Here is a 24335-nt window from a genome sequence, read left to right on the forward strand (position 1 = left end):
ATAACGACAGTTTAAGCGGCGTGGCTTAGCGTTCAAATTTAAAAGTCAAACGTCGCTGAAACTTTTAACGCAGTGGGTTCGCCTGCATTTAAATAACCAGCATCTGCATAGCCACCGACTGACTGCCAATAATCTTCGCCTGTGACATTGGTTACCATGCCTTTTAAGGTAACATCTTGTCCGGCTAGCATGGTTTTATAGCGAGCACCAAGATCTAGCGTCGTATAACCGTCAACCTTTAAGGTGTTGGCATTATCAGCATAACGTGGGCCCGTATGAATGATGTCACCTGTTAAAGTTAATCCTTCGAGTGCCGCAACATCATATTCTAGATTGACATTGCTTTGTAAGGTAGGCAGACCGATGACTTTATTGCCATCTAGCGCCGCATTACCGGTATCTTTTTGTTTGGCACTTAAATAACTCACGCCAGCATTTAGGCGCGTATTTTCGCTAGGGCTACCAAATACGGTCAGTTCTACGCCTTGGTGACGGTTTTTACCAGCAGATATAAAGGTGTTTGAATCATCGATATAGTCACGTGCGGCATCAGTGCGGTACACGGCTAAACTACTGCCAATAAGTCCGTTGTCATATTTCACGCCAATTTCAGTTTGTTCGCTCACGTAAGGGTCCAAAGCTTGACCCGCATTGGTGACAGGGGCACTATTATTTGTTTGAGGGGCCGTTTTTCCTGGTGCTAAGCTTTCGATGTAGTTACCGTAGAACGACCAGTCCATGTTCGGTTGATAGACAATACCGATACTTGGTGTCCACTCACTTTTATCGTAATGACCAGTTTCTGCCTGGGTATTGGCATCATAGCTAGTCGTTTTTATATTCTGATGACGCACCCCTAACGTGGTTTTCAGTTTGTCATCGAACAGCGATATGGTGTCAGCCAGCGCAAAGCTTTGGAGTTGCTTTTCATTGGTTAATTTTGGATCGTCTAAGTTGCTGCCAAACGTAGTTGTACTTGTAAAAGGGACTTCCGTGTAGTCGGTAGGGCGGTAAAAATTGGTCGCTAGCTGATTGCCAAAATCATATGCGAATGCGCCTTTTTCTTCTTGATCATAGAGGTTTGCGGCCAACACCAAGTTATGAGTCACTTCACCGGTTTGTAATTTACCACGTAGACCAAGCTCGGCACTTTGCACCAAATCTTCTCTAGAGTTATCAAAACGATAAATCGTGCCCGCACCATCAGCATTGTTGACGGTTAAGGTGGCTAGTGAGTTTTCTTCCTCGCCACTTCGTATGCCGTAAGCACCATAAGCGGTGAGATTGTCATTAAAATCATATTCTCCTCGAATGGTACCAAAGACATCTTTTTCATCTGAGTACGTCCAAGGCTGCGCCCAATTTTTTGAACCGTCTGGCGCTTTTGGAACGCTAGCAACACCGCCAAGATTGACACTAGGGCGAGTCTCTTTGAGTTTGTTGTCTTGCCAGCCCAAATCTGCTGATAATCGGTATTGCTCGCCTGTATAATCTAGACCCAGCGCTGCCAATCCTAATGTTGAAGACTCATTATCGATGGCACTATCGCCATCTTGATAAGCGGCGTTAAAGCGCACGCCAAATGCATCCTCAGTGCCAAAACGGTCACTCACGTCGACGGCAATTTTACCTTGGTCACCTTGACCATAACCAAGCGTCAATTGACGTAGCGGGTCATTACTAGCACGTTTTGGTAATAGGTTAATCGTACCACCAGCATTGCCGCCACTAGGTGCTGCACCATTTAGCATAGCAGATGCGCCGCGTTGGACTTCAACACGCTCAAATAATTCGGTGGCGATATACTGTCGGGGCAAAATACCATATAGGCCATTAAACATCGTATCATCTGATGTGGTGATGAAACCGCGCATAAAGTAAGCTTCTTGGAAGTTACCAAAACCTCTGGCCACGCGGACGGTTGGGTCTTTTTTGAGCAGATCACCCACACTTTGGGCTTGTTGGTTGGCAATATACTCGTTGGTATAAGAAGTGGTAGAAAATGGCGTATCCATGATGTCTTGATTGCCTAAAATCCCTACGCGACTTCCGGTCGCCACTTGACCACCTTCGTAAGCATCGGGCAATCCATCTGCTGACGCATCCGCACTACTGGTCACTACAATCGTATCAAGTACCGCACTTGGCACATCTGATTGACTGTCATTATTTATATCGGTTTGTGCCCACGCTGCTTGGCTTGCAGCAAGTAAAACCACTGAAGTAGAAAGATGAAAGATAGACAGTGATTTTACTGAAAATGGGTGACGTGCTCTGTTAGTTGCCTTGAGGCAAAATAGAGCAGAATAAAGGCGAGACAGTTGCATGAATGTTACCAATATGTAAGTTAAATCACTATTATAATGATAAGCATTTTCATTACAATAGTGGCGCGTTATTAATTTTAAAAATTTTCAAAGCCCTAAATAGCGATAATGTTGTCATGTCGTTATTGAAGTATTAACCATATAGGTTACGCTCTAATACGCCGCATCAAATATAGAAAATAAGCGCCGCCAATGATAGCAGCGATGGTGCCAGCAGGTATCTCATAGGGAAATATAAGATAGCGCCCGATCCAGTCCGCTATGACCATTAAGCCTGCGCCTAAGATGGCAGACAATTGAATTTGACGTTTGAGCTTCACCGCGCCTAATGTGCTGGCAAGGTGAGGAATCATCAGACCCACAAAACTGAGCGGACCCACTGCCAACGTTGATATCGTACTCAGTAATGCTACAAGAATGAGTATCAAGCTTTGATACAATCTCAAAGATACCCCAAGCTCACGGGCAATCCCGCTACCTAGGCTCAATATTTCTAATGGTTTGATCACCATAAAGCTTAATAGGAAAAGTATAAAAGCCAACCCTACTAAAATCCATGCCGTTTCTGGACTGGCAAGGTACGTAGAACCTGATAGCCAACTTAACACCGCTTGTAACCGTTGATCGCCAGATATTTTTACCAGACTTAATAAACCGCCCATCAATGCGGCAATGGCCACACCAACCAATAATAAATAAGCTGGATTGATTCGACGGGCAAGCCATAAGATCAAACTAAGGACGATAAAAGCGCCCAACAATCCTGATAATATAATACCTGTATAGCCAAAACTGGGTAGGAAAACAAAGGCCAATACCACGCCTATTGCTGAGCCTGAGCTAATACCGAGTACTTCAGGGCTAGCCATAGGATTGCGAGTCAAGGTTTGTAGCAGCACGCCAGCAGTGGCTAGCATTACGCCAGTGGCGGCTGCGCTTAACGTGCGAGGCAATCTAAAGTCAATAATTAAATGTCTTAGCGTACTAAGCTGCCAGCCATTTGAAGTCGCCGTAAAGATAAGTACGCCTATGATCAACAGTATTAAGGCGATTCCCCAACCTATTAAATGAGTGTCACGGCGTTCTGAAATCAAGGTTGGAATAATCTCATCGGTATGTTGACGACTTTGGCTCACAATTAACCATATTACCAATGGCGCACCAAGGATGGCCGTCATTGCATCAACAGGAATATTTAGGCTTAAATAATGTTGTAATAGCGTCGTGGCATTACTGGTGATCCATAACAACAGCGCCCCAAACACATAACCCAAAAGCAGGCGGTAACCAATACGCCGTACCGAAAACACATTCACCAGTGTGGCAGCCCCTAAGCCAATAAAACCAATAGGGCCCACGCGACTGACGACAAGGGCGGTCAGTAGGGCCACCAATCCCACCACCAATCCACGAATGAGGTTGATAGGAACGCCCAAACTTTTGGCTTGCCTATCATCTAAGCTCATTATTTCTAATGGCTTTAATAAGGGCATTAAGCTAATAAAGGCGACCACACTAGCGATGAGTAATATGACAGATACTTGCCAGTTATTCTGCGTGAGACTACCCGCCGCCCAAACCATAACGTTTAATGTTTCTTCAGCATAATAAATCAATAATAAAGCAGTAATAGCGCCCAATAAAATATTTGTCACCAGTCCACCAAGCACTAATACCAAAGGATTCATGCGACTAGGCGCAGCTATAAGAAACACAATCGCCATACTACCAAGCGCGCCAATAAAGGCGACCCAAAAACTTCCCCCTAATGCCAAACTAGGCAGAAATAACGTGACAATGAGCAGCGCCATGTTTGCACCGCTACCGACTGCCAATGTCGTGTCTGAGGCCAGTGTATTTTTTACCAGCTGTTGTAATAACACACTGACCAATCCTAAAAGACCGCCAGCGGTTAATGCTACCAACATAGTCGGTAGGATTTGTAGCTGGATACTCATGTCCGAAAGTGATAGGTCAAAAGAGGGGGTGAACAATTCTAAAAAAGTGAGAGACCATAGCTGATGTACGACTGCATAACTGCTGACTACTGCTAGCAGCATTAAGAAAACGACCATCATATAAATACGGTTAGCAGACAAAAAATTATTTTTATTTATCATAAATCGGTACTGCCTACAAAAGTGACATTCGTTAAGCGATCGGCTAAAACATTCATAGAAGCCACGCCACTATTGTTCCATGTCGCAGGCAGTAAGGTGATACAGCGGCCTTTTTTGCTAGATGCATGCGCTTGATCAAAGGAATAACCCAAGCGCTGCCACACTAAGCTGTCTTCTAATTCAAGTTTGAGAAGGTCACTAAGAGGTTCAACGACCACAAGGCAAGTATCGTCATCAAGCTGCGCTAAATCTCCTAGCATAATGGGCGTAAACCCCCATTGATTGCCATCTGCCAACGCCACTAGCTGTAGTTCCATCGTCTCTAAAGCAGGTTGAAACAAGCTGTTATAAGAAAACATACGCAAATTATTGGTATCGGCAAATTGCACGACAGCCAATTTTTTAATATGAGGATAACGCGCGTGGAAAGTCTGTCCCGCTTGTGCGATTTGTTTCTTACTGGTGTCTAGATAATCTTGTGCGGCTTGCGGTTTGTTGATAGATCGGCCCAATTCTAACGTTGGTTCTATAAAGTCCTCCCACTTTGCAATTTTGTTAGGACTGGTCAATTCAATAGAGTGGATAGGCAAATCGCCGTACATAGGACGCAGGTGCGCATAAAAATCGTTGTCTATGACCAAATCCAAATCTAACTGAGAGAACATTTCAGGGTTGGGCTGATAGCGTGTTCCTACGTCGAGAGTCGTATCAGGTATAAGAGGCTTACCGACCCATTCTCTATAGAAAGGTTTATCACCCATAGCAACTGGTGGGTATCCCATGGCAGTCAGCGTCGCCGCAATACCCCAATCAGGCGTCATGACTTTAGGTGTTTTTTGACTTTCTTGAGGCGACATTGCTTGTGGCGCTTGTGATGTAGCGTCAGACGACTGGCAACTGCTTAACAATAAACTTGAGCATAATGCCACACATAGCCCGAACGAAAAGGTGAGCGCTTTCATATAACTGCGACTTTATGAGTAGTGGTAGGATGGGTTAGTAGGGTAAAATCGACACCAAATATCGAGCGCAGTACATCCTTTTCCATCGTGCGTTTTACATCACTCATATGGCACAACTTGCCTTGTTTTAAAGCGATAAATTCATCACAAAACCTTGCTGCTAAATTTAGGTCGTGCAGGATAATGACAACACCTAAGCCTTGCTCGTCGACCAATTGACGAATCAGTTTTAACACTTCTATTTGATAGACCACATCCAGCGCCGCTAATGGCTCATCCAATAGCAGATACTTTGTTTGCTGGGCAAGGCACATCGCCAACCAGACGCGCGCTCGCTCACCACCTGACAACGTTGATACTTGGCGGTTTCTAAAGGCGTCAACTTGAGTGAGGGCGATGGCTTTTTCTACTTGTTGATGATCGTTGGCAGTCGGCTTTTGCAGCCATTTTTGATGAGGGTATCTGCCCAACATCACAAGCTCATAGACTGTAAAAGCACCCGCATCAGGTAGATTTTGCGGTAAGTAGGCAAGATGCGTGGCCAGTCTTTTAGCGGAAAAGCTACGCAAATCTTGACGTTCTATTTCAATGCCACCTTGCGTGGGCGTCATTTCTCCTGCCATGGCTTTTATAAGGCTAGATTTTCCCGAACCATTATGCCCAATGAGGGCATACAGTTTATTTGGTTCGATGATAAAAGAAGTCGGGTGAAGCAAAACTTTTTTTTGACGAATTAGGCTTAGATTATTGATGTGCATCATAGTGAGCAGTCGAAAGTAAATGGGGCATTTTAAAGAAAAATAGCTGGTTAATGCAAATGATTTTCATTTTATTTATGGAATTGAAGCAGTTATTGAGCGCGCCAATAGACTTTTATGACCATATCTTGACGAGATAAAGCAAGGGTGGATTTTAATCGTTGTCTTAATGACTTGATGTCCGCCGCTTCAAGCGCGCCCCATACCTTGCCAATCTTAAGAGGTAATGTTATTAATCTTGCATGTAATAAGCTCATGATTTGTTCAGAAAGATCGGTTGTTGGCGTTTTAATGATATGAAGTAGATTGTCTTGTAGAAAACGCTCATCATGACCTAAGTGCTGACAGAGATTGAGAGTGTGTAAATAACTGATGTCTTCTGGATCTTCGGTAATAGCAATGACAAGGGGCGGCAACGGATTTTGCCAGTTTTCTAATAGATTGGCGACGGTAGGTAGAGAGGTTTCATCGCAAATTAATAAGCATTGTCCCTCACTGAGGTGTTCTATTTTCTCAGGATAATCGCGCACCGTTTTTATTGGCATACCGCAGACGAGAGAGCGTGCCCAATTACCACCTGGCGTGTCGCCATGGATATAAACATCTATCCAAGCTTGAACAGACGAGCGGATTGGATCTCGCCATGCTTTTCGTAGGGTGTAGTAGCGCTGTAAAGGTTTATCGTTATTTTCTGACTCACCATTTATGGTAGATAAAACATCAGCATTTAACTCAAATAAATACGCGTAGCCTGGATGATTGAGTGGGATATTATCGGGTGCTGTGACCACCAGTCGATACATATTAGGACTGACATAATAACCATCAATCACGCTAAAGTACTGTTCTTGAAGCTTGATCGTACGCTTACCAAGCTTAGTAGCGGATGCCTGCAATAATGCTATATATTGCTCATGTATTGTCTCAGCGTTACTAATAGGCACAAAAAAGTTGATAAAGTATTGATGATTAACACTAGAAAGGTTTTCAGCGAGGCTGTTATCGGTAGAACTGCCATCTTTTAACGTATTAGAGTTATTTTGATACCGATTCATCGTCATAACATCTAGCAAAAGGCCGTCGGGATACAGCTCTTTTATCGATACTATATCGTACTCGCCGACTGAAGCAGGGGTAAAGGCATTGATAAACATCGCAAGTTCATCTTGATGCTCTTCATTAAGATGATGAATAAACATGGCTTTATCAGCAAAGGCTAATGGAGTTTTATCGATGTCGTAACGAGTAAGCGTTTCAGCCATAAAGGGTCATCCAAGCCAAAAAATCACATAATGGTTCATTCATATAACCGTCAAGTAAATGGCATCTGAAAATATAAGGTAGCGGAGAATAGAGATAAAAATAACAAAGGTTTAATCAATAAGTATTGCGAGTCAAGCAAGGCGATAGAATTAGTAATCGATGATATGAATTAAAAACACCTAAGCGTTATTGATAATCATTAACATCTAGATTATTATTACGTTAATAAGGCTGACTGTCAATGTATTTATAAATAGGAAGTTGTGATTTTATTTGTAATGGATAAAGTTTATGCTAAAAAGTAGAAGGATTCCTCATCCTACTCATCAGTTATTAAGCCATTGCATTTCAACACTTTATAAGCTGAGCTATGATGAAGAAACCGTAGAGATAAACTTGGTAAACTAAGCGTATTAACAGGAGTTTACTATGACCAAGAAAGTAAGAATGTAGTGGTCAACTAATTTAGGACACCTGATAAGAGGTTTTTATTAAAGTAGCGCTTCTCTTTTTCTAGCGGTGTTAAATAATCATTAAAACTGTGCGGTCTCACGATTTGATAGTAGCCCCAGATATAATCAATAATGGCGCTTTTAGCTTCAGTAATATCTTCATAGCCGCCCTTGGGCATCCATTCTGTTTTAAAGCTTCTAAAGAATCGTTCGGTTGGGGCATTATCCCAACAGTTTCCGCGACGGCTCATACTTTGCGTCATGCCCTCACAACTGGCAACGGATTCAGCGAATGTCTTACTGGTGTAATGGGTTCCCTGATCGGAGTGAAACAGCACTCCAATTGGCTGTAAGCGCGTCTGATATGCCATCTGCAGCGCTTTGGTTGTCAGCATACTGTCAGGCGAATCTGACACCGCAAAGCCAACAATACGCCGAGCATATAAATCTAAAACAACGGCTAGGTAGCACCAGCCACCCTTGATACGAATGTAAGTCACATCCCCCGTCCAGACTTGATTGGGCGCTGTTGGGCTAAAGTTGCGAGCTAGGATATTGTCATGCGTTTTATGCGCCTCGTCAGCGTGCTTGTATTTGTGCGTCTTCAATTGACAGCTTTTAAGCCTCATCTGCGCCATAAGTTTACCTACCATATATCGTGATAGCTTGATGTTGTGTTCATTCATTATTATGGCGGCAATGCTGCGAGCGCCTGCTGAGTGCTTTGAGTCGTTAAATATTTGACGAATTAATGCCTTGTGCTTGACGGTTTCAAGACTGATGGGCTTGGGCTGCATGCCATAGTAGTAACTGCTTTTTATCACGCCAAACAGTTTGCACAGAAGGCTTTTACTGACCTGTTTGTCTTGCTCTGCAAGCTGACTGATTAGCGATAGCCGTTCAGGCTGTCCAAGGCTAGCAGAGCGGAAGCCTCACTCGAGCATAGCTCTCGTCTTGCGTCGGGGCGAAGCGGTGCTTCGCTTTATCCCTCCTCATTTAGAATGTCGCGCTCCATAGTCAGCCGCTTAACCTGCTTACGCAGCTCTTGAAGCTCGCGCTGATCATCCGTTAAGGCGTTGCCGACTTTAGGTGCTTGGCCAGTCATTTCTTGACGGTACTGACTCAGCCATTTCTGTAGAGTGGATTTACCTATTCCTAAAGAATTGGCCACGTCAGGTATTTTACGTTTGTGGTCAACAACTAAGCTGATGGCTTTAAGTTTAAATTCTCGGGTATATTGATTGCGTTTGGTGGTTATACTATTTTCCTCTTTAGGTTAGTATAAACCTCTTATGCGCTGTCCAAGTTTATTATGCTACTACAGACACTAGACGTTTTGGAACAAGTCAAAATGCCAGTAGGGCGAGTAGACTACGGGGTTTATAACTTACTCAATAAGGATTATCTAACGATCTATCATCAAACGACCTATGGCGACTTGAATCGTCTGCCTGCCTCGGGTACAACTTACGGCTTGAGCTACACTGTAGATTACTAAATAAATTAATACTTAGTAGTGCCTCTAAATACTAATGATGGCTGCATTGAGAAAAGGTGCGAGTGATTGTTTAAAAACCTGGCAATTATTCCCTTTCATCAAGTGACGGAGCACCTTTAAAGCGTAATAATCGCAAAGCATTAAGCGTGACCAGCACCGTTGCGCCGGTGTCAGCCAACACCGCGATCCATAAACCAGTGATACCGAGTACTGTAGTGATTAAGAATATAGCTTTCAATCCCAGCGCAAAAATCACGTTTTGATGAATATTAGAGAGTGTTGCGCGCGACAGGGCAATCAAATGAGCGACATCGGTCACGCGACTTTTCAACAAGGCTACGTCAGCCGTTTCAATAGCGACATCCGTACCACCGCCCATCGCAATACCGACATCGGCAGTCGCTAGCGCTGGCGCGTCATTGATACCATCGCCTATCATTGCTATTTTATGATTATCCTTCATCTCGTTTAGCAGACGCAGTTTATCTTCGGGCAACAGCTCTGCTTGCCATTCGACATCTAAATGATTGGCAAGCGCCTGCGCAGTTAGACGGTTGTCGCCTGTCAGCATAACAGAGCGCACGCCCAGCGCTTTAAGTTGTGCCACACCTTGTTGCGCATCTTCTCGCAACTCATCTCGTAACGCTACCAAGCCTATCACCTCATGGCTTTGCTCATCGAACAGTACCGAAACCGTTTTCCCTTCATTTTGTAGCGCTTCAATTTGGGTATTTTGTTTAGGGGTTATTGAAGTTTCATTAGCGGCATAAACAGGAGAACCGATGACTAAGGAGCGCCCGGCTACCGTTGCATGCACAGCTTTACCAGCAGTAGCATAAGCCTTGGAAGCGACTGGTATGGCAATGTTAGCGGCTTTGGCGTGATCAATGATGGCTTTTGCAAGCGGATGACTAGAGGCGGACTCGATACTGGCAAACAGCGCTAATATCGCATCTTCACCTTGAGAATCCGTATGCTGTTGGGTAAAGGCGACAACGTCGGTAACGCGAGGTTTGCCTTCAGTTAACGTACCAGTCTTGTCAAAAGCAACGGTATTGACGCGACCAATGATTTCAAGAGCGCTACCGCCTTTGATAAGCAAACCGCGACGCGCGCCGACAGCCAAACCCGATGCGATAGCGGCTGGTGTTGAGAGTACGAGTGCGCAAGGACAGGCAATGAGTAATAGTGCTAGCCCGCGATATAGCCAAGTTGCCCATTCTCCTCCCATCGCTAACGGTGGGATGATGATAACTAAAGCGGCAATCGCCATTACTGCTGGGGTATAGTAGCGACTGAATTTTTCGATAAAGCGGGCAGTGGGTGCTTTGGAGGCTTGTGCTTGTTCCACCAAATCAATAATACGCGCAATAGTATTATCGGCGGCTGTTTTTTCTACGCGGACTTGTATCGCGCCCTCCATATTGATCGACCCTGCGAACACTTTGTCGCCTATCGTTTTGGCAACAGGGATAGACTCTCCGGTGACCGGCGAATCATCAAGGCTGGATGCGCCTTGAGTAATAACACCATCGGCAGATACCTTATCGCCAGGGCGCACCAGTACTAAGTCATCTATTTGCAACGAGTCTGCAGGAACATCACGCTGCCCACCTTGTGCATCTAATAAAATGGCAGTTTTTGGAACCAGTGACGCCAATGCTCTAATGCCAGCACGCGCGCGATCAGCAGCCACGCTCTCTAATAACTCACCGACCGAGAATAAAAAAACCACTGCTGCTGCCTCTTCAGGCTCACCAATGATAAGCGCACCGATTGCCGCAACCGACATCAGCATCTCAATCGAAAAAGGTGTGCCAGTCATCGCCAAGGCTAAAGCTTTGCGAGCAAAGGGGAAAACACCCACAATGACTGCAACAGCAAATGCCCACATACCATAATCGGGAAAAAGTAACGACAGCGCATAGGCAACACCCATCAAAATACCAACACCAACCACTTGCTTGCCTTTACGGCTTTGCCACCAGCGCTGCTGCGCTATAACTGATTGACGGCTGCTATTTGATGCCGTTGATTGATTTGTCATAGCAGATATACCAAAACCAAGACGTTTGATGGTTTTCTCGACATCACTAAACTGCGTAGACCCATTAGGCGCTAGTGTTAGCGTTAACTTTTCGGTGGTGAAGTTAAGCTGTATGTCAGAGACGTCAGGCATACGGGAAAGCGCCGTTTCGATTTTGCCGACGCAGCTGGCACAGTCCATACCTTCAATATGATATTGCATAACTATTTTTCCTAATGCGTTGTCCTGATAACTTGTCTTGCTGTGAGAATTCTTTCAATAAACTTATTATGAACCCTGTAGTGGCTTCAGAGTCAAGGGCATTTACATGCAACTGGATAAATTTGATTTCCTCTATATTTAACCTTATAGTTACTTTAATGTTTAATGTTTAATGTTTAATTTTAAAGAGGCAATTATGTTGATTAAAATCGGAGAGCTCGCCAAACGCACAGGAGCGACAGTGGAAACCATTCGTTACTATGAAAAGGAGGGTTTGTTGCCCGAGCCTTCTCGCAGTGCAGGCAATTATCGTTTATATAATGAAGAACACATTGAGCATCTACAATTTATTTTGCACTGTCGCGCGCTTGATATGGCGTTAGATGAAGTAAGGGTGCTGCTGCAGTATTGGAATGAACCTGATAAAGACTGCGGCGATGTGGATGCGTTGTTGGACGAGCATATTGAGGCGGTGGAAGTTCGTATAAAAGAGTTGATGCAGTTAAAGCAACATCTCACGTTTTTGCGGCAAAAATGTGCCAGTAGTGCACCAGCGGTGTCATGTGGCATCTTAAACGCGCTTGCTGATAATTCATGTCATGAATAGAGATATCAGTGGTGGAAACTGATGTTGTTCAATAGCGTTCGTGCGCTCAGATTTATGAGCTCTTAATTCTTTAAAATAAAGGGTTCGAGCTAAAGGGTTTGAGGTAATGCGAGGTGATGTCTAAATACAGTGATTAGTATACTAAGATTGGTGCGCCCACAGCGCATCGACTAATACACCTTAATCCTTAAAATATAAGGTCTATAGGATTTGTTTTATTAATTTTAACAACAAATTTAACAACTTATATAACGCCATCAACTTGCCATCCGCTCAATGTTATCTTTTATATCACAAGCGACCTTATTTGATAACTCTTTTTCAATATCATAGTTGTCAATGATAGTTAAAAACGCTTCAGCGACTGATGCTACTTGATCAATCATTGCTTGAGCTTTATTTTTCTTAATATCAGCTGCTTTAGCCAGTTTCAGTAAGTCAGATCGAGTAGGGTGCTTCGCTTCACCTATCACATCCATTTGATGATAACCATTCATTCCTGAGTTATAAGCAAGATCATAAACGGGCGCTAATGACCACCTGCCAGCTTTGTCCATCATAAAAGAGAAGTTTTTGCTATGGTCGTCTTTATTATTAAAAATCACATTAAATACCGCATGTCTAAAACCGTCTTCTACCGCGGCTTGTGACCCAGTTAACATACGCACACAGCGCAAATACTGCAGATAATCTAGCGATGGGATGCGAAAATCAATGTCTAATAAGCCTGCCAGCGTATGAGTATGCACGCGCTGATCGCCTATTCGGTCAAAACGTTCAACCCCAAACGCGGCATAGTCGTTATTAATATCAAAATAGTGATGCGCTGGCATGTTAAGACCTGCTTGTTTTGCCATATCAGCGTAAAGCGCTTCTAATAGACAGACGCTTTTGTGCTCAGACTGAGCAGGGAACTTGATAAGCCAAGGTGTTGCCGGTGGGTTTGCGCGGGTTAAATCAGTAGTGATAAAATCACTTGCCTCATCATATAAAACCAACGCTTTTGGTCTAGCGCCCTGAGGGGAGCCGCCAATAACGATAAGCTCAGCCAATATGTCACTGTCTTGACCCGATAGAATGGTTTGATTGGCAGCCGCAAGCTTCGCTAAAGTCAGCTCCGGCATATCAATAGCATCAGATAAATCATGCTCAGGTTCAAAGCTCAGGGCGCCCATGGCTGAATCGCCAATATAAGCCAAGCGATCTAAAACATTAATTTGCTGTATAGGTTTGTCCATAACCTTCCGAAAAAACCTATCCATCAGCAGCATGCCCCAACCATCAGGCAAGCTATCTGACAACAGACCGCAAAGATAATGACTGGACGCATGACTGCCATAATAAAGCGCACTGCGTAGTGGCATCTCGATAGGCGATATCTCTAAACCATCAGCAATCCACGCCGCATCATAGCCAAATACAGGGCGGCGTCCGTCCATTGTGAGCTGACCGATAAGACGTTTGGATCCAAAGCCTTTATAATAGACATTAATAACAGATATTGGTTGGTACATAGCGTTACTCGCTAGCTTTATTTGATGCTCGCAGGCGTGGGTTTTGTTTAGCGATAATGTCTTCAATACTGCTAGGTTTGATGTCAAACAATTCGGCAAAATGATTAATCATACCAAGTGCAATGGCAAGCCGGATTACATTATCTAGCGTGCCACCTTGTCCCGACTCAATGCGAGCCACTGTACTGACACCAACACCTGCTTTTTCTGCTAGAGTAGCTTGGGTTAGATTGAGTACCAATCGCTGCGTTTTTAGGCGCTCACCCAAAATGACAGCTATCTCACTTGGCGTATAAAAATCAAATCGCATATTATGTTAATCGCTCATAATTGGATGTTTAAGTGCTATTATAGCATTTAAAGACTCAAATATGAATGATGGTGTATATAAGTAATAAGTTGACAGCAAATTATATTGCTCTAGCACTCATCTTTAGTGTCATGAATCATGCGGAAAATATTAAAATATAGTTTTAACCCTTTAAAGTATAGCGCTTGTGAAGCAAGAAGATGTCGCAAGGCTATCGTCAGAGTTTCAATAGAGCTCTATTCATATTTATCAGTCAGATAGGTTGGGATGTCAATTTTAGTTTACTGTTATTAGCGATTCAGATATATTACATACCATTTGTGCAAGGATAGATGATGAATTTCGTGACTATTGATGTGGAAACTGCTAACTCAGATGTCGGCTCTATTTGCCAAATAGGAATGGCGAAATATATCAAGGGTAAGCTGGTAGATACTTACTGTCATCTTATCAGACCAGCGTCTAGCTTTAGTCGAGTAAATACAGGCATTCACGGTATCGATACCATGCAAGTTAAAGACGCGCCGTCTATGTTTGATATTTATGGCAATATCATTCAGTTTGTTGGGAACAATATGGTGGTCAGTTACACCGATTTTGATCAAAGAGCGATAACCAAATGCTTAGATGATCATAATTTACCGCTACCTTCTTGGCAATGGGTAGACGCCTCACGCATGGTACGTGATACTTGTCAGCGCTTTAAGGATTCAGTATATAACCTTGCCAATGTGTGCCGCGAGTGGCGATATGATTTTAACCATCATGACGCCTTAGAAGATGCTAAGGCATGCGGTTTTGTGACAACTACGATTCTTAGAGAAAATAGCGCCTGCATTACAGAGTGGTTACAAGACGCCTCATCTCAATCAAAAAACAAACATACGCCGCCGCGATTCCCTCAAAATCGAGCGATAGCAGGCAATAAAGAGGGGCGGTTTTTTGGACTAAATATTTGTTTTACAGGTGAGCTGTCCATAAAGCGGGCCGAAATTACTGAGATTGCTGCAAAGCAAGGATTCCATGTTAAGGCAGGTGTGTCCAAAAAGCTTGATTACTTGGTTGTGGGAACGCCCGACTTAGCCGTACTAAATGGACATGATAAAAGCAGTAAACAGCGCAAGTCTGAGGCGTTGATAGCAGAAGGTAGTGATATCAGTATTATTACAGAGCATGAGTTTCTTAAAATACTAAAACTATAGTTTGATTCTTTGTTTTTTATAATGGGCTTCATAGATAATGAAAAACTTCATTGATAACGTCATGGCACGGTTTAAAGAGAAATACGATGCCAAGGACAATGATACAAAGTCCACTTTTATCGATTTGCCGCCTGATATAAAACAGTCAAGTCGTACGAGCCAATACGATAACAGTGACTCAGATGATATCGATAACCTAGCGACGTTTGTCCTCTCATCAGACGACTTAACAAGCCGTCAAAATGACCAAATTATACCCTCAAATCAAAACCTCAAAAAAGGACGCTGGGTCACTCAGTACGAGTCCATAACGATTCATGGTCGCACAATTGAACGGGGATTTATTTATGTGGGTGCGCAGCTTGATACATTGGTCGGCTATGGTATTGAGCCCTCATTAATAGATGAGCGCTTATCAGTCAGTCCGCCGAAATTCATACATAGCATGACCACCATTTATAGTGATGAGTCGCTTGGATACTGGCCATCTTACGTGCAGCTTTCACCCGCATGCCGCGGCATTTATTTAGACTGGTTGGCGTCAGATCGTACCCATCCTAATATACCCATCGGTTACGTGTTTATTTACTTCAACGGGCTTGAGCGCCGCGTGATTGAAAGTATCAGTGAAGATAATGTCTCTGACGATGAGTTCATTAGCCTCTATAATGAAGTGTATCGTTTGCATACGATTTATGGCGAGCAGTCCTCTTTTTATAATTATTCCGCCCGTCTTTTAGAGTTTATGACGCTGGTGCGCTCACCACTATTCGAAGAACGATTACAAGCCAACCAAGTGTCACCGCCACCTGCCAACAGCCATAATCTCATCTTTAAAATGCAATTGGCAAAAATCGTAACTTTAAAACAGCCTGTTCCTACGACATTGGCGTGGGAGTGGCTGGTTTTTTCTAATGAGTATCATTTTAAAACGCCTGCAAGGCGCTGCGCATCAGAGTTCAAAGACTTGTTTGATGTTTTATATCAAAAAGCCTATCCCAAAGGTTTTATGGTTGCCCCTAATAAAACCAAATTAAAATTAAACTATAATGCTGCCAGTCGTGCCATTGGTTATGTTGATCTAACGCTTGATGACTTGCAAGATGCCAGTGTTTTAAAAGCACCGGTTAAAAAATTGACGGCTATTGCTGAGCAATGCAACGAGGCGTTAGATGCTTATAGTCGCTATTTGGGTCGTGATAATAACGACAAAATGGACATCGATGCCATATTGCTATTGCCAGAGGTATTGACTGAGCGACCAGATTATCAAAATAAATATCCTGCCATAAAAGACTTTAAACTATGGGCGGAGTCTATTGTTTTAAACAATGAAGGACTGACGACAGTTGATGCATTGTGGCGTTGTATTCATGAGCGGTCATCCAACGCGCCTGCATCATCCCATGCGTTGCCTCGGTCATTAACCAAAAAACATCATGAGCGTATTATTAATTTAGCCGAGCGGGTAGGCTTTGGTGTCGTACCTGATCCGCGTTATTATCAGGCTAAGCTAAAGTCGGATGGGTATGTCGTTATATTTCGCGGCGGTCACGGTCATGACTTTGAGCCAAGCGCCGCTTTTTATCAAATCAGCTTAGCGCTCAGATTAGGAGCAATGGTTGCCACTATAGATGGTCATGTTGATAAGCAAGAAGTAGATACGCTATTGACAATTACTGAACAGGACCAGTCACTGTCAAGCATTGAGAAGTCATCATTAAAGGCATACCTACTATGGCGATTAAACACGCCATCCAATATGGCAGGATTAAAATCAAAACTTAGCGCTTTAAGTGAGGATCACGTCAGCTTTATCAGCCATTTTATTATTAGCGTTGCCTTAGCAGATGGTCAGGTAAAACCAAACCAAGTTAAGCAAATTGAAAAGCTATATCAGGCGTTAGGTCTTGATAAGCAAGCCGTTATTAGTGACATTCATCACATCACCAGTAATAGAAATTTATCAAAAACCACAACTGCGCTGAATCAAAAAGCAGATATTATGGGTGACGCTATAAGTACAGCTGTTAAAGACAGCTCACATCAGCCGTTTGTTTTTGATAAAGAATTATTAGCTGCTTATGAGAGCGATACTGGGGATGCCAAAGCCATGCTGGCAAGCATATTTGCAGATGAGGACATAGCAGATGACGCAGATGAAGACAGTGGTGTATTGTCAGATGTGCCTGTAGATGACGACACCGCTCATAATACTTTAGTAAAAGGGTTAGATACCACGCACAGTCAGCTTTATCAGCAGCTTATTAGCAAAGAGGTTTGGCAGCGTGAAGAGGCTGAAGTCTTGTGTGAGTCACTAAACCTTATGATTAATGGGGCTATTGAGACTATTAATGACTGGGCTTTTGATAATGTTGATGCGCCTGTGTTAGACGATGATGATAACCTTGTAATTGATTTTGAAATCGTCGATGAATTAAAAACACTGGTCTGACAGACAGTCACGATAATTCTGACAATAACGATAATAACAATGTAATGACAGCGTAAGGATAAGCCATGACAAGCAAAAAAATCAGAACCAAAGAGCGCGATGCCATCATTCAATCGCTAAAGGCTGGGGTGACCCCAAAGGTCGGTATTCAGCATATTCAAGTAGGGCGTATTCATGAGCTCAAAGCGCTGATCGATGATATTGATCGCGTGGCGGATGGTGGTTCCGCCTTTCGATTGATTATTGGTGAGTATGGGTCAGGCAAAACCTTTTTTTTGAGTGTGGTAAGAGCGATTGCGCTTGAGCGTAAGCTGGTCACAGTAAACGCTGACTTATCACCTGACAGACGCATTCAAGCATCAAGCGGGCAAGCAAGATACTTATATTCTGAGCTCATGCGTAACCTATCGACGCGTAATAAACCAGACGGCAATGCGCTTGCAAGCGTTGTCGAGCGCTTTATTACCGAAGCTCGCAAACGCGCTGATAGCACGGATGAAACCATTGGTGAGGTGATTCAAGATAAGTTGGCTGAGCTGACAGAACTGGTGGGCGGTTATGACTTTGCTAAAGTGATCGAAGCGTATTGGCAAGGTCACGAATCAGGCGATGATGCGCTAAAAGCCAATGCCATTCGTTGGTTACGGGCAGAGTACTCAACCAAAACCGATGCCAGACGCGATCTGGGCGTGCGTACGATCATCTCTGACGCCTCATTTTATGACGCGCTAAAGATTATGAGTCTGTTTGTACGTCAAGCGGGTTATCAAGGCTTATTAGTCAATCTAGATGAGATGGTCAACTTATATAAACTCAATAGCACTCAAGCCCGTCAAGCCAATTATGAGCAAATCCTACGTATTTTAAACGACTGCTTGCAAGGATCAGCCGCCCATTTGGGCTTTTTACTGGGCGGTACGCCGGAATTTTTACTTGATCCGCGTAAAGGACTCTACAGCTATGACGCGCTACAAACACGGCTTGCAGACAATAGCTTTGCCAAGCGGGCAGGCGTGATTGATTACACGTCCCCTGCGCTGCACTTAGCGAGCCTTACGCCAGAAGAGTTATATATCTTGCTCAAAAATCTGCGTCACGTTTATGCAGGTGGCGATGAAACCAAATACTTAGTACCAGATGAGTCCTTGCAAGCTTTTTTGCAGCATTGTAGCCAAACCATTGGTGACGCTTATTTCAGAACACCTCGCAATACAATTAAGGCGTTTTTGGATATGCTTGCCGTCATTGATCAAAATCCAGACGTATCTTGGGATCAGCTCATAAGCGCGGTCGCCATTGATCCAGAACATCCGTCTGATATGGATATCGATATGAGCGGGATGGATGTAGAGGATGAATTGGCTGATTTTAAACTATAAGCTTTCGATAATACTCATAACAATAAGAGAAATAACTTTTGAGAGACGCGCATTTTCAGCTTGATCATCAGGTACAGCGCTGGATATTTAATCAAGGCTGGCAAGGGTTACGTGACGTTCAAGCCCAAGCGATAGTGCCCATTTTATCAGGTGATACAGATGTATTGATCAGTGCGGCAACGGCAGCGGGCAAAACGGAAGCGTTTTTCTTGCCTGCCTGTAGTGCGCTTATGCGCTCAGATAAGCGCGATAATGGCGTCGGTATCTTATATATCAGCCCACTCAAAGCATTAATTAACGATCAGTATCGCAGGCTTGAAAGCTTGGCTGAGCTGCTTGATTTGCAAGTGACGCCTTGGCATGCTGACAGCTCTTTAGGTCAAAAGAGACAACAGAAAAAATCACCATCCGGTATTATTTTGATCACGCCTGAATCGCTTGAGTCGCTGCTTGTGCGTGATATGGGCTGGGTCAAACAAGCATTTAGCAACTTACAATATATTGTGATTGATGAGTTTCATGCTTTTTTGGGAGGCGCGCGCGGTCAGCACTTATTGTCGTTATTGACAAGGCTTGAACATGTGACCAATCGTATCACCTCGCCCATCCCACGAGTGGCATTGAGTGCCACCTTAGGAGAGCTGCAAAGCGTACCGCGGTCACTCAGACCCAACCAGTCGCTGCCTTGCACCATCATAGAAGACAGTAATGCCCGCGCTAGTGTCAAAGTTCAGGTAAAGGGCTATGTTCAGCCCAGCCAATTAACACTTAACACGAATCAAGAACAGGCGGATTCTGAATATCACGTCTTTGAAGGTATCGATGTTCTTGACACTGCTGAGACAAAAGTCTGCGCTGATCTCTATCGATTGTGCCGCGGCGGCAATCATTTGGTATTTGCTAACAGTCGCGCGCGTACCGAGCTGATTGCCGCAGGACTGAGTGATCTGTGTGAGTACAACACCGTGCCTAATGAGTTCTTTCCGCATCACGGCTCGCTCTCAAAAGAGCTAAGAGAAAGCTTAGAGAGTCGATTACAAAAAGAGGCGCTGCCAACCACTGCCGTTTGCACCATGACTTTAGAGCTTGGTATTGATATTGGTAAGGTTGACACCGTCATTCAAGTCACCGCCCCACATTCGGTTGCAAGCCTTCGCCAGCGACTTGGACGCTCAGGCAGACGCGGCGGATCAGCGGTACTTAGAATGCTGATTACCGAGCATGAAATCAATAAAGACAGTAGCCTAATCGATGACTTGCGGCTTGAATTGATTCAATCTCTCGCGATGATAAGGCTACTCATTACCGACAAGTGGTTTGAGCCTGCCAACACGTCTTTATATCATTTTTCAACATTATTGCATCAAGTACTTGCCCTAGTTGGACAATGGGGCGGCATTCGTGCTGATCAAATATACGTGCTCCTGTGCAACCAAGGTCCTTTTCAAAAGGTGAAACCTGCGCACTTTAAATTGTTGCTCATTCAAATGGGGGCAGCGCAACTGCTGACCCAATTGGGCAACAATCAACTCGTACTAGGCGTGATGGGTGAGCGTATAGTCAGTCATTATACTTTTTATGCCGTGTTTAAGACTCCAGAAGAGTACCGTATCGTGGCTGGCAATAAGACGCTGGGAACACTGCCCATTGACACCATGATATTGCCCGACCAATATATTATTTTTGGCGGTAAGCGCTGGCAGGTCAAAGATGTTGATGTTGAGAAAAAAATCGTTGATGTCATCAAAGTCAAAGGCGGCGGTAAGCCACCAACATTTGGTGACAGCAGTATGTCCATACATGACAAAGTTCGCCAAGAGATGATTGGTATATTGAACAAAAAAGACTACCGAATTCAAGTTGGTAGTGAGTACATAGACTTTGCCGATACAGTCGCAAAGCAGTTGTTTTTAGACAGTATCAAAACGTTTGAAAGATATGACTTAAGTCATCAATCACTCGTCAATAAAGACGGCAGTTGCTATATATTTATGTGGCGCGGCGATAGCGTGGTTAATACGTTGGTAGCGCTACTGTTACAACATGGATTTACGGTTGAGAGTTACGCTGGGGTTATTTGCGTACTCAAAACCAGTTCTGCTCAAGTCTATGCGTTTTTACAGAAGATCGCCCAGCGCCCAGTACCGACTGCCACTGAACTTGCTAAAACTGTTCCTAACAAAATGATCGAAAAATTTGATGAATATCTACCTGATGAATTGCTTGATATGGGTTACGGCGCACAAGCATTTGATATCGAGGGATTGGATGATTGGCTAAGGACATTGAGTAAATAAATTTTGGGGCTGTCCTAGATAAGTAAAATTATTTAGGATAGCACTATGAGAAAGAGTAAACTAAGTTGGTATAAACAAAGCAGACTAATCGAGTTATTTGTTGCCGGTTCTACCGCGAGAACAGCAGCAAGCCTAATTGGTGTTAATAAAGCGACAGCCAGTTATTACTTTCATAGGCTACGAGTGCTTATTTACGAGAATAGTCAAGCCCCTGGTCTATTTGAAGGCGAAATCGAAGTAGACGAATCATACTTTGGTGGCACTCGTAAAGGCAAGCGAGGGCGAGGTGCTGGTAGCAAAGTGCCCGTGTTTGGTCTATTAAAGCGTAATGGCAAGGTCTACGCTTGTATGATACCCAATGCTAAAGCAGATACTTTGATCCCCATCATAAGAGAAAAAGTGAAGCCTGATAGCATTGTTTATACTGACTCATTTAAAAGCTATAACGCATTAGATGTCAGTGAGTTTACTCATTATCGTATCAACCACTCTAAAACCTTTGTTAATGACAAGAATCACATTAATGGTATAGAGAACTTCTGGAACCAAGCTAAACGACATCTACGTAAGTTTAACGGAGTTCCAAAAGAGCATTTTCACTTCTATTTAAAGGAATGTGAGTGGCGTTTTAATCACAGTGACCCAAAGTCGCAATTACTACAATTAAAACAATGGGTTAAACAGGGTTTGAACTAGTTATCTAGGACAGCCCCTAAATATTTAGTAAAGCAAAGAGTATCTGCTATTTATGTTGGCTTTGTGTCCATGACTAAAATTTAGTATAAGCATTGAAATTTCGTATGCTCTGTAATCAGAAATGGCTAACTTCATAATAATAAGACTCTGACGTGATTCTCACGACTAAGAGATTTAAAATCTTAAAGTGACCATTATTTTATAAACTTATATTTAGGAATCTACTATGGAAAAGGTATTTAAAAAGGCCATCACTACTATTATGCTACCAACGATTTTTTTTGGTATATCTGCCTGTGCTACTACTAGCAATAATAGTATTGATAACGATGGAGATAGCCGACGTGTTGGCAAAGTCGCATGGAATAACCAAGTAGATACTGATATTAGTAAGATGCTAGCAGAACAAGTGGCTAATGACGAAACTCGCCTGATATTCATCCGAAAAAATGATAATGATCCTGAGCAAACCAGTGCCAACATCGCAATCAACGACAGATTTCAAGTCAGCCTGCATCCTGGTAACTACACCGCCGTCAACTCTTGTGTAGGCACAAACCAACTAAGCGCTCATGCCACTGGCTTTAAAGACAATAACTTGCTCGCTGAGCAAAAAGATTACCAATTAGCTAGTGGTCAAACGTACTTCTTCTACGTAGACATGGACGAAAGTGGACAAGGAACACTGGATCAGATAACAACAGAGAGTGCATTGCCATTATTAGCAACCAAACGCTATCAAACGCACCAAATTAGTCGTGTCGTCCCCAACTGTCCTACACCAGTGATTGCAATACCACCAGTAACGCAGCCAGCACCAGTAGTAGAACAACCAGCCGTATTAACTGAAAAAATGACTATTGAACTCGAAGTACTGTTTGACACCGACAAATCTATAGTAAAACCAGACTACTATTCTAAGATCTCTGAAGTAGCAGAGTTTATGGCGCAATATCCTAATACGTTAGTTACTATCGAGGGACATACTGATAGCCGTGCTAGTGAAAAATATAACCAAGTATTATCACAACGTAGAGTAGATGCTGTAAAAGAAGTGTTAATCACTCAATTTGGGACTGCACCTGAGCGTCTGAATGCCATTGGTTATGGTGAGTTACAGCCAAGAGCCAGCAATAATACTGTAGAAGGCCGTCAGCTTAATCGCCGTGTGATTGCCATTATTGAAGAGCGACCAAATAATTAATATCAAATAAATTTCATAACCACTGAAACCGTGCCATATAAAATCTAAAATGGTACTGCTATCATTAAAAAAAGGTAACCCAATGAATACTGTCATCGTAAAAATAAATGATGCTACTCAGACCATTGACCAAATATCTGTTGTCACCAAAGATGGTGTCCCTACGGTAATCACTGCTACGAACAAAGTGAACTATGAGTTTCACGATACTGCTATTGGTCGTGCGCCTAACCATATTATTACTAAACGTGTCAAGAACGACTTGCATGTCTCATTTGAAAAAGAAGGTCAAGAAAGCGACCTGATTATAGAAGGGTTTTATGATAATACAGATAGTGCCTTGCTCGGAATCGCTGAAGATGGAGAGTACTATTACTATATTCCAGATACTGGCGAAACCTATGATTATGTAACACAGCTAGAAGAGGGTGCGGTAGAAGGGCAGGCTTTGGGTGGCCAAGAGTATGCTACTATTATACCTTGGTGGATACCGGCTGCTGCTGGTCTAGGACTGGTCGGTTTAATAGCTGGCAATAGTAATAGTAGTAGTGATAAAACACCAGTAGCCCCTCCTGTTAACAAGCCGCCTGTTGCTACCGATGATGTTGCTAAAGGTGAAACAGGTCAGCCCGTCATCATCGACGTGGTAGCGAATGACAGCGACCCTGAAAACGACTTAGACCCAACGACAGTCAAGCTGATCGACCCTGTGACAGGCAATGAAGTCACCAATGTAGTGGTAGATGGCGAAGGTACTTGGTCCGTTGATGGCAGTACAGGCAAAGTGATCTTCACACCAGTGTCAGGCTTTACAGCGGATCCAACGCCAGTGGACTATGTGGTGTCTGATAAAACGGGCGAGAAATCTAACCAAGCGACCATCGCCGTTGACTATCCAGTAATAGTAAGCATCACTGGTACAGCAAGTCTGAATGAAATGGCTGCTGACGGTACTCCTAATGAAGCGACTTATACAGTCAGCATCAGCAACCCAAGTACCGAAGATACCGTTGTTACTGTCACGATTAGTGATGGCAGCACTG

At 43.5% G+C, this 24335-nt stretch carries 19 protein-coding genes; 9 read left to right on the forward strand and 10 right to left on the reverse strand.

Annotation, left to right across the window (positions count from 1 at the left end; translation table 11 throughout):
* Positions 1-38: 38 nt before the first annotated feature.
* The 7 genes from IQ457_RS03380 to IQ457_RS03410 form a co-directional block, all read right to left on the reverse strand.
* Complete coding sequence (locus tag IQ457_RS03380; RefSeq protein WP_200662075.1) at positions 39-2327, reverse strand: TonB-dependent receptor; 2289 nt, start codon at positions 2325-2327, stop codon at positions 39-41.
* A 146-nt stretch (positions 2328-2473) separates the two neighbouring features.
* Positions 2474-4447 carry a Fe(3+)-hydroxamate ABC transporter permease FhuB gene (gene fhuB, locus IQ457_RS03385; protein WP_200662076.1) on the reverse strand — a complete coding sequence of 658 codons (1974 nt, stop codon included), beginning with the start codon at positions 4445-4447 and terminating at the stop codon, positions 2474-2476.
* A complete protein-coding gene (locus tag IQ457_RS03390; protein ID WP_200662077.1) occupies positions 4444-5409 on the reverse strand; it encodes an ABC transporter substrate-binding protein in 966 nt (321 codons plus the stop codon). Before IQ457_RS03390 ends, fhuB begins: the two co-directional genes overlap by 4 nt.
* A complete protein-coding gene (locus IQ457_RS03395) occupies positions 5406-6170 on the reverse strand; it encodes an ABC transporter ATP-binding protein (protein ID WP_200662078.1) in 765 nt (254 codons plus the stop codon). The genes IQ457_RS03390 and IQ457_RS03395 overlap by 4 nt, the downstream gene beginning before the upstream one ends.
* Positions 6171-6259: 89 nt before the next feature.
* Complete coding sequence (locus IQ457_RS03400; protein ID WP_200662079.1) at positions 6260-7429, reverse strand: siderophore-interacting protein; 1170 nt, start codon at positions 7427-7429, stop codon at positions 6260-6262.
* 461 nt (positions 7430-7890) lie between these two features.
* Complete coding sequence (locus IQ457_RS03405) at positions 7891-8769, reverse strand: IS3 family transposase (RefSeq protein WP_200662106.1); 879 nt, start codon at positions 8767-8769, stop codon at positions 7891-7893.
* 95 nt (positions 8770-8864) lie between these two features.
* Positions 8865-9140, reverse strand: coding sequence for a transposase (locus IQ457_RS03410; RefSeq protein ID WP_200662107.1), 276 nt, complete (start codon positions 9138-9140; stop codon positions 8865-8867).
* 54 nt (positions 9141-9194) lie between these two features.
* Between IQ457_RS03410 and IQ457_RS03415 the strand changes: the two genes are divergently transcribed.
* Complete coding sequence (locus tag IQ457_RS03415) at positions 9195-9380, forward strand: hypothetical protein (RefSeq protein ID WP_200662109.1); 186 nt, start codon at positions 9195-9197, stop codon at positions 9378-9380.
* 85 nt (positions 9381-9465) lie between these two features.
* Here the strand turns inward: IQ457_RS03415 and IQ457_RS03420 are convergent, their stop codons facing one another.
* Complete coding sequence (locus IQ457_RS03420) at positions 9466-11628, reverse strand: heavy metal translocating P-type ATPase (protein WP_200662080.1); 2163 nt, start codon at positions 11626-11628, stop codon at positions 9466-9468.
* A 196-nt stretch (positions 11629-11824) separates the two neighbouring features.
* Here IQ457_RS03420 and cadR point away from each other — a divergent pair, with 196 nt between their 5' ends.
* Positions 11825-12235 carry a Cd(II)/Pb(II)-responsive transcriptional regulator gene (gene cadR / locus IQ457_RS03425; RefSeq protein ID WP_207161680.1) on the forward strand — a complete coding sequence of 137 codons (411 nt, stop codon included), beginning with the start codon at positions 11825-11827 and terminating at the stop codon, positions 12233-12235.
* A gap of 257 nt (positions 12236-12492) precedes the next feature.
* Here the strand turns inward: cadR and IQ457_RS03430 are convergent, their stop codons facing one another.
* A complete protein-coding gene (locus tag IQ457_RS03430) occupies positions 12493-13749 on the reverse strand; it encodes a type II toxin-antitoxin system HipA family toxin (protein ID WP_200662081.1) in 1257 nt (418 codons plus the stop codon).
* Positions 13750-13753: 4 nt separating this feature from the next.
* Positions 13754-14059, reverse strand: a complete 306-nt coding sequence (locus IQ457_RS03435; RefSeq protein ID WP_192520902.1) for a helix-turn-helix domain-containing protein — start codon at positions 14057-14059, stop codon at positions 13754-13756.
* A gap of 332 nt (positions 14060-14391) precedes the next feature.
* On the opposite strand from IQ457_RS03435, the gene IQ457_RS03440 reads away from it, so the two are divergent.
* The 7 genes from IQ457_RS03440 to IQ457_RS03470 all read left to right on the forward strand — a co-directional run.
* On the forward strand, positions 14392-15261 hold the full coding sequence (locus tag IQ457_RS03440) for an exonuclease domain-containing protein (protein ID WP_207161681.1): 870 nt from the start codon (positions 14392-14394) through the stop codon (positions 15259-15261).
* A gap of 37 nt (positions 15262-15298) precedes the next feature.
* Positions 15299-17716, forward strand: a complete 2418-nt coding sequence (locus tag IQ457_RS03445) for a tellurite resistance TerB family protein (RefSeq protein WP_200662083.1) — start codon at positions 15299-15301, stop codon at positions 17714-17716.
* Between the two features lie 65 nt (positions 17717-17781).
* Positions 17782-19095 (forward strand): ATP-binding protein, encoded by a 1314-nt coding sequence (locus tag IQ457_RS03450; protein WP_200662084.1) that lies wholly within the window; start codon positions 17782-17784, stop codon positions 19093-19095.
* A gap of 38 nt (positions 19096-19133) precedes the next feature.
* A complete protein-coding gene (locus tag IQ457_RS03455; protein WP_198337081.1) occupies positions 19134-21392 on the forward strand; it encodes a DEAD/DEAH box helicase in 2259 nt (752 codons plus the stop codon).
* Between the two features lie 45 nt (positions 21393-21437).
* Entirely contained in the window at positions 21438-22088 is a 651-nt protein-coding gene (locus IQ457_RS03460; RefSeq protein WP_200662085.1) for an IS1595 family transposase, read from the forward strand.
* A gap of 226 nt (positions 22089-22314) precedes the next feature.
* Positions 22315-23292 (forward strand): OmpA family protein, encoded by a 978-nt coding sequence (locus tag IQ457_RS03465; RefSeq protein ID WP_200662086.1) that lies wholly within the window; start codon positions 22315-22317, stop codon positions 23290-23292.
* Positions 23293-23374: 82 nt separating this feature from the next.
* Positions 23375-24335: Ig-like domain-containing protein (locus IQ457_RS03470; protein ID WP_242465336.1), on the forward strand; the 961-nt coding region annotated here is incomplete at its 3' end.

Origin of the sequence: Psychrobacter sp. M9-54-1, from assembly GCF_016613355.1 — a bacterium.
Classification (GTDB): Bacteria; Pseudomonadota; Gammaproteobacteria; order Pseudomonadales; family Moraxellaceae; genus Psychrobacter; species Psychrobacter faecalis.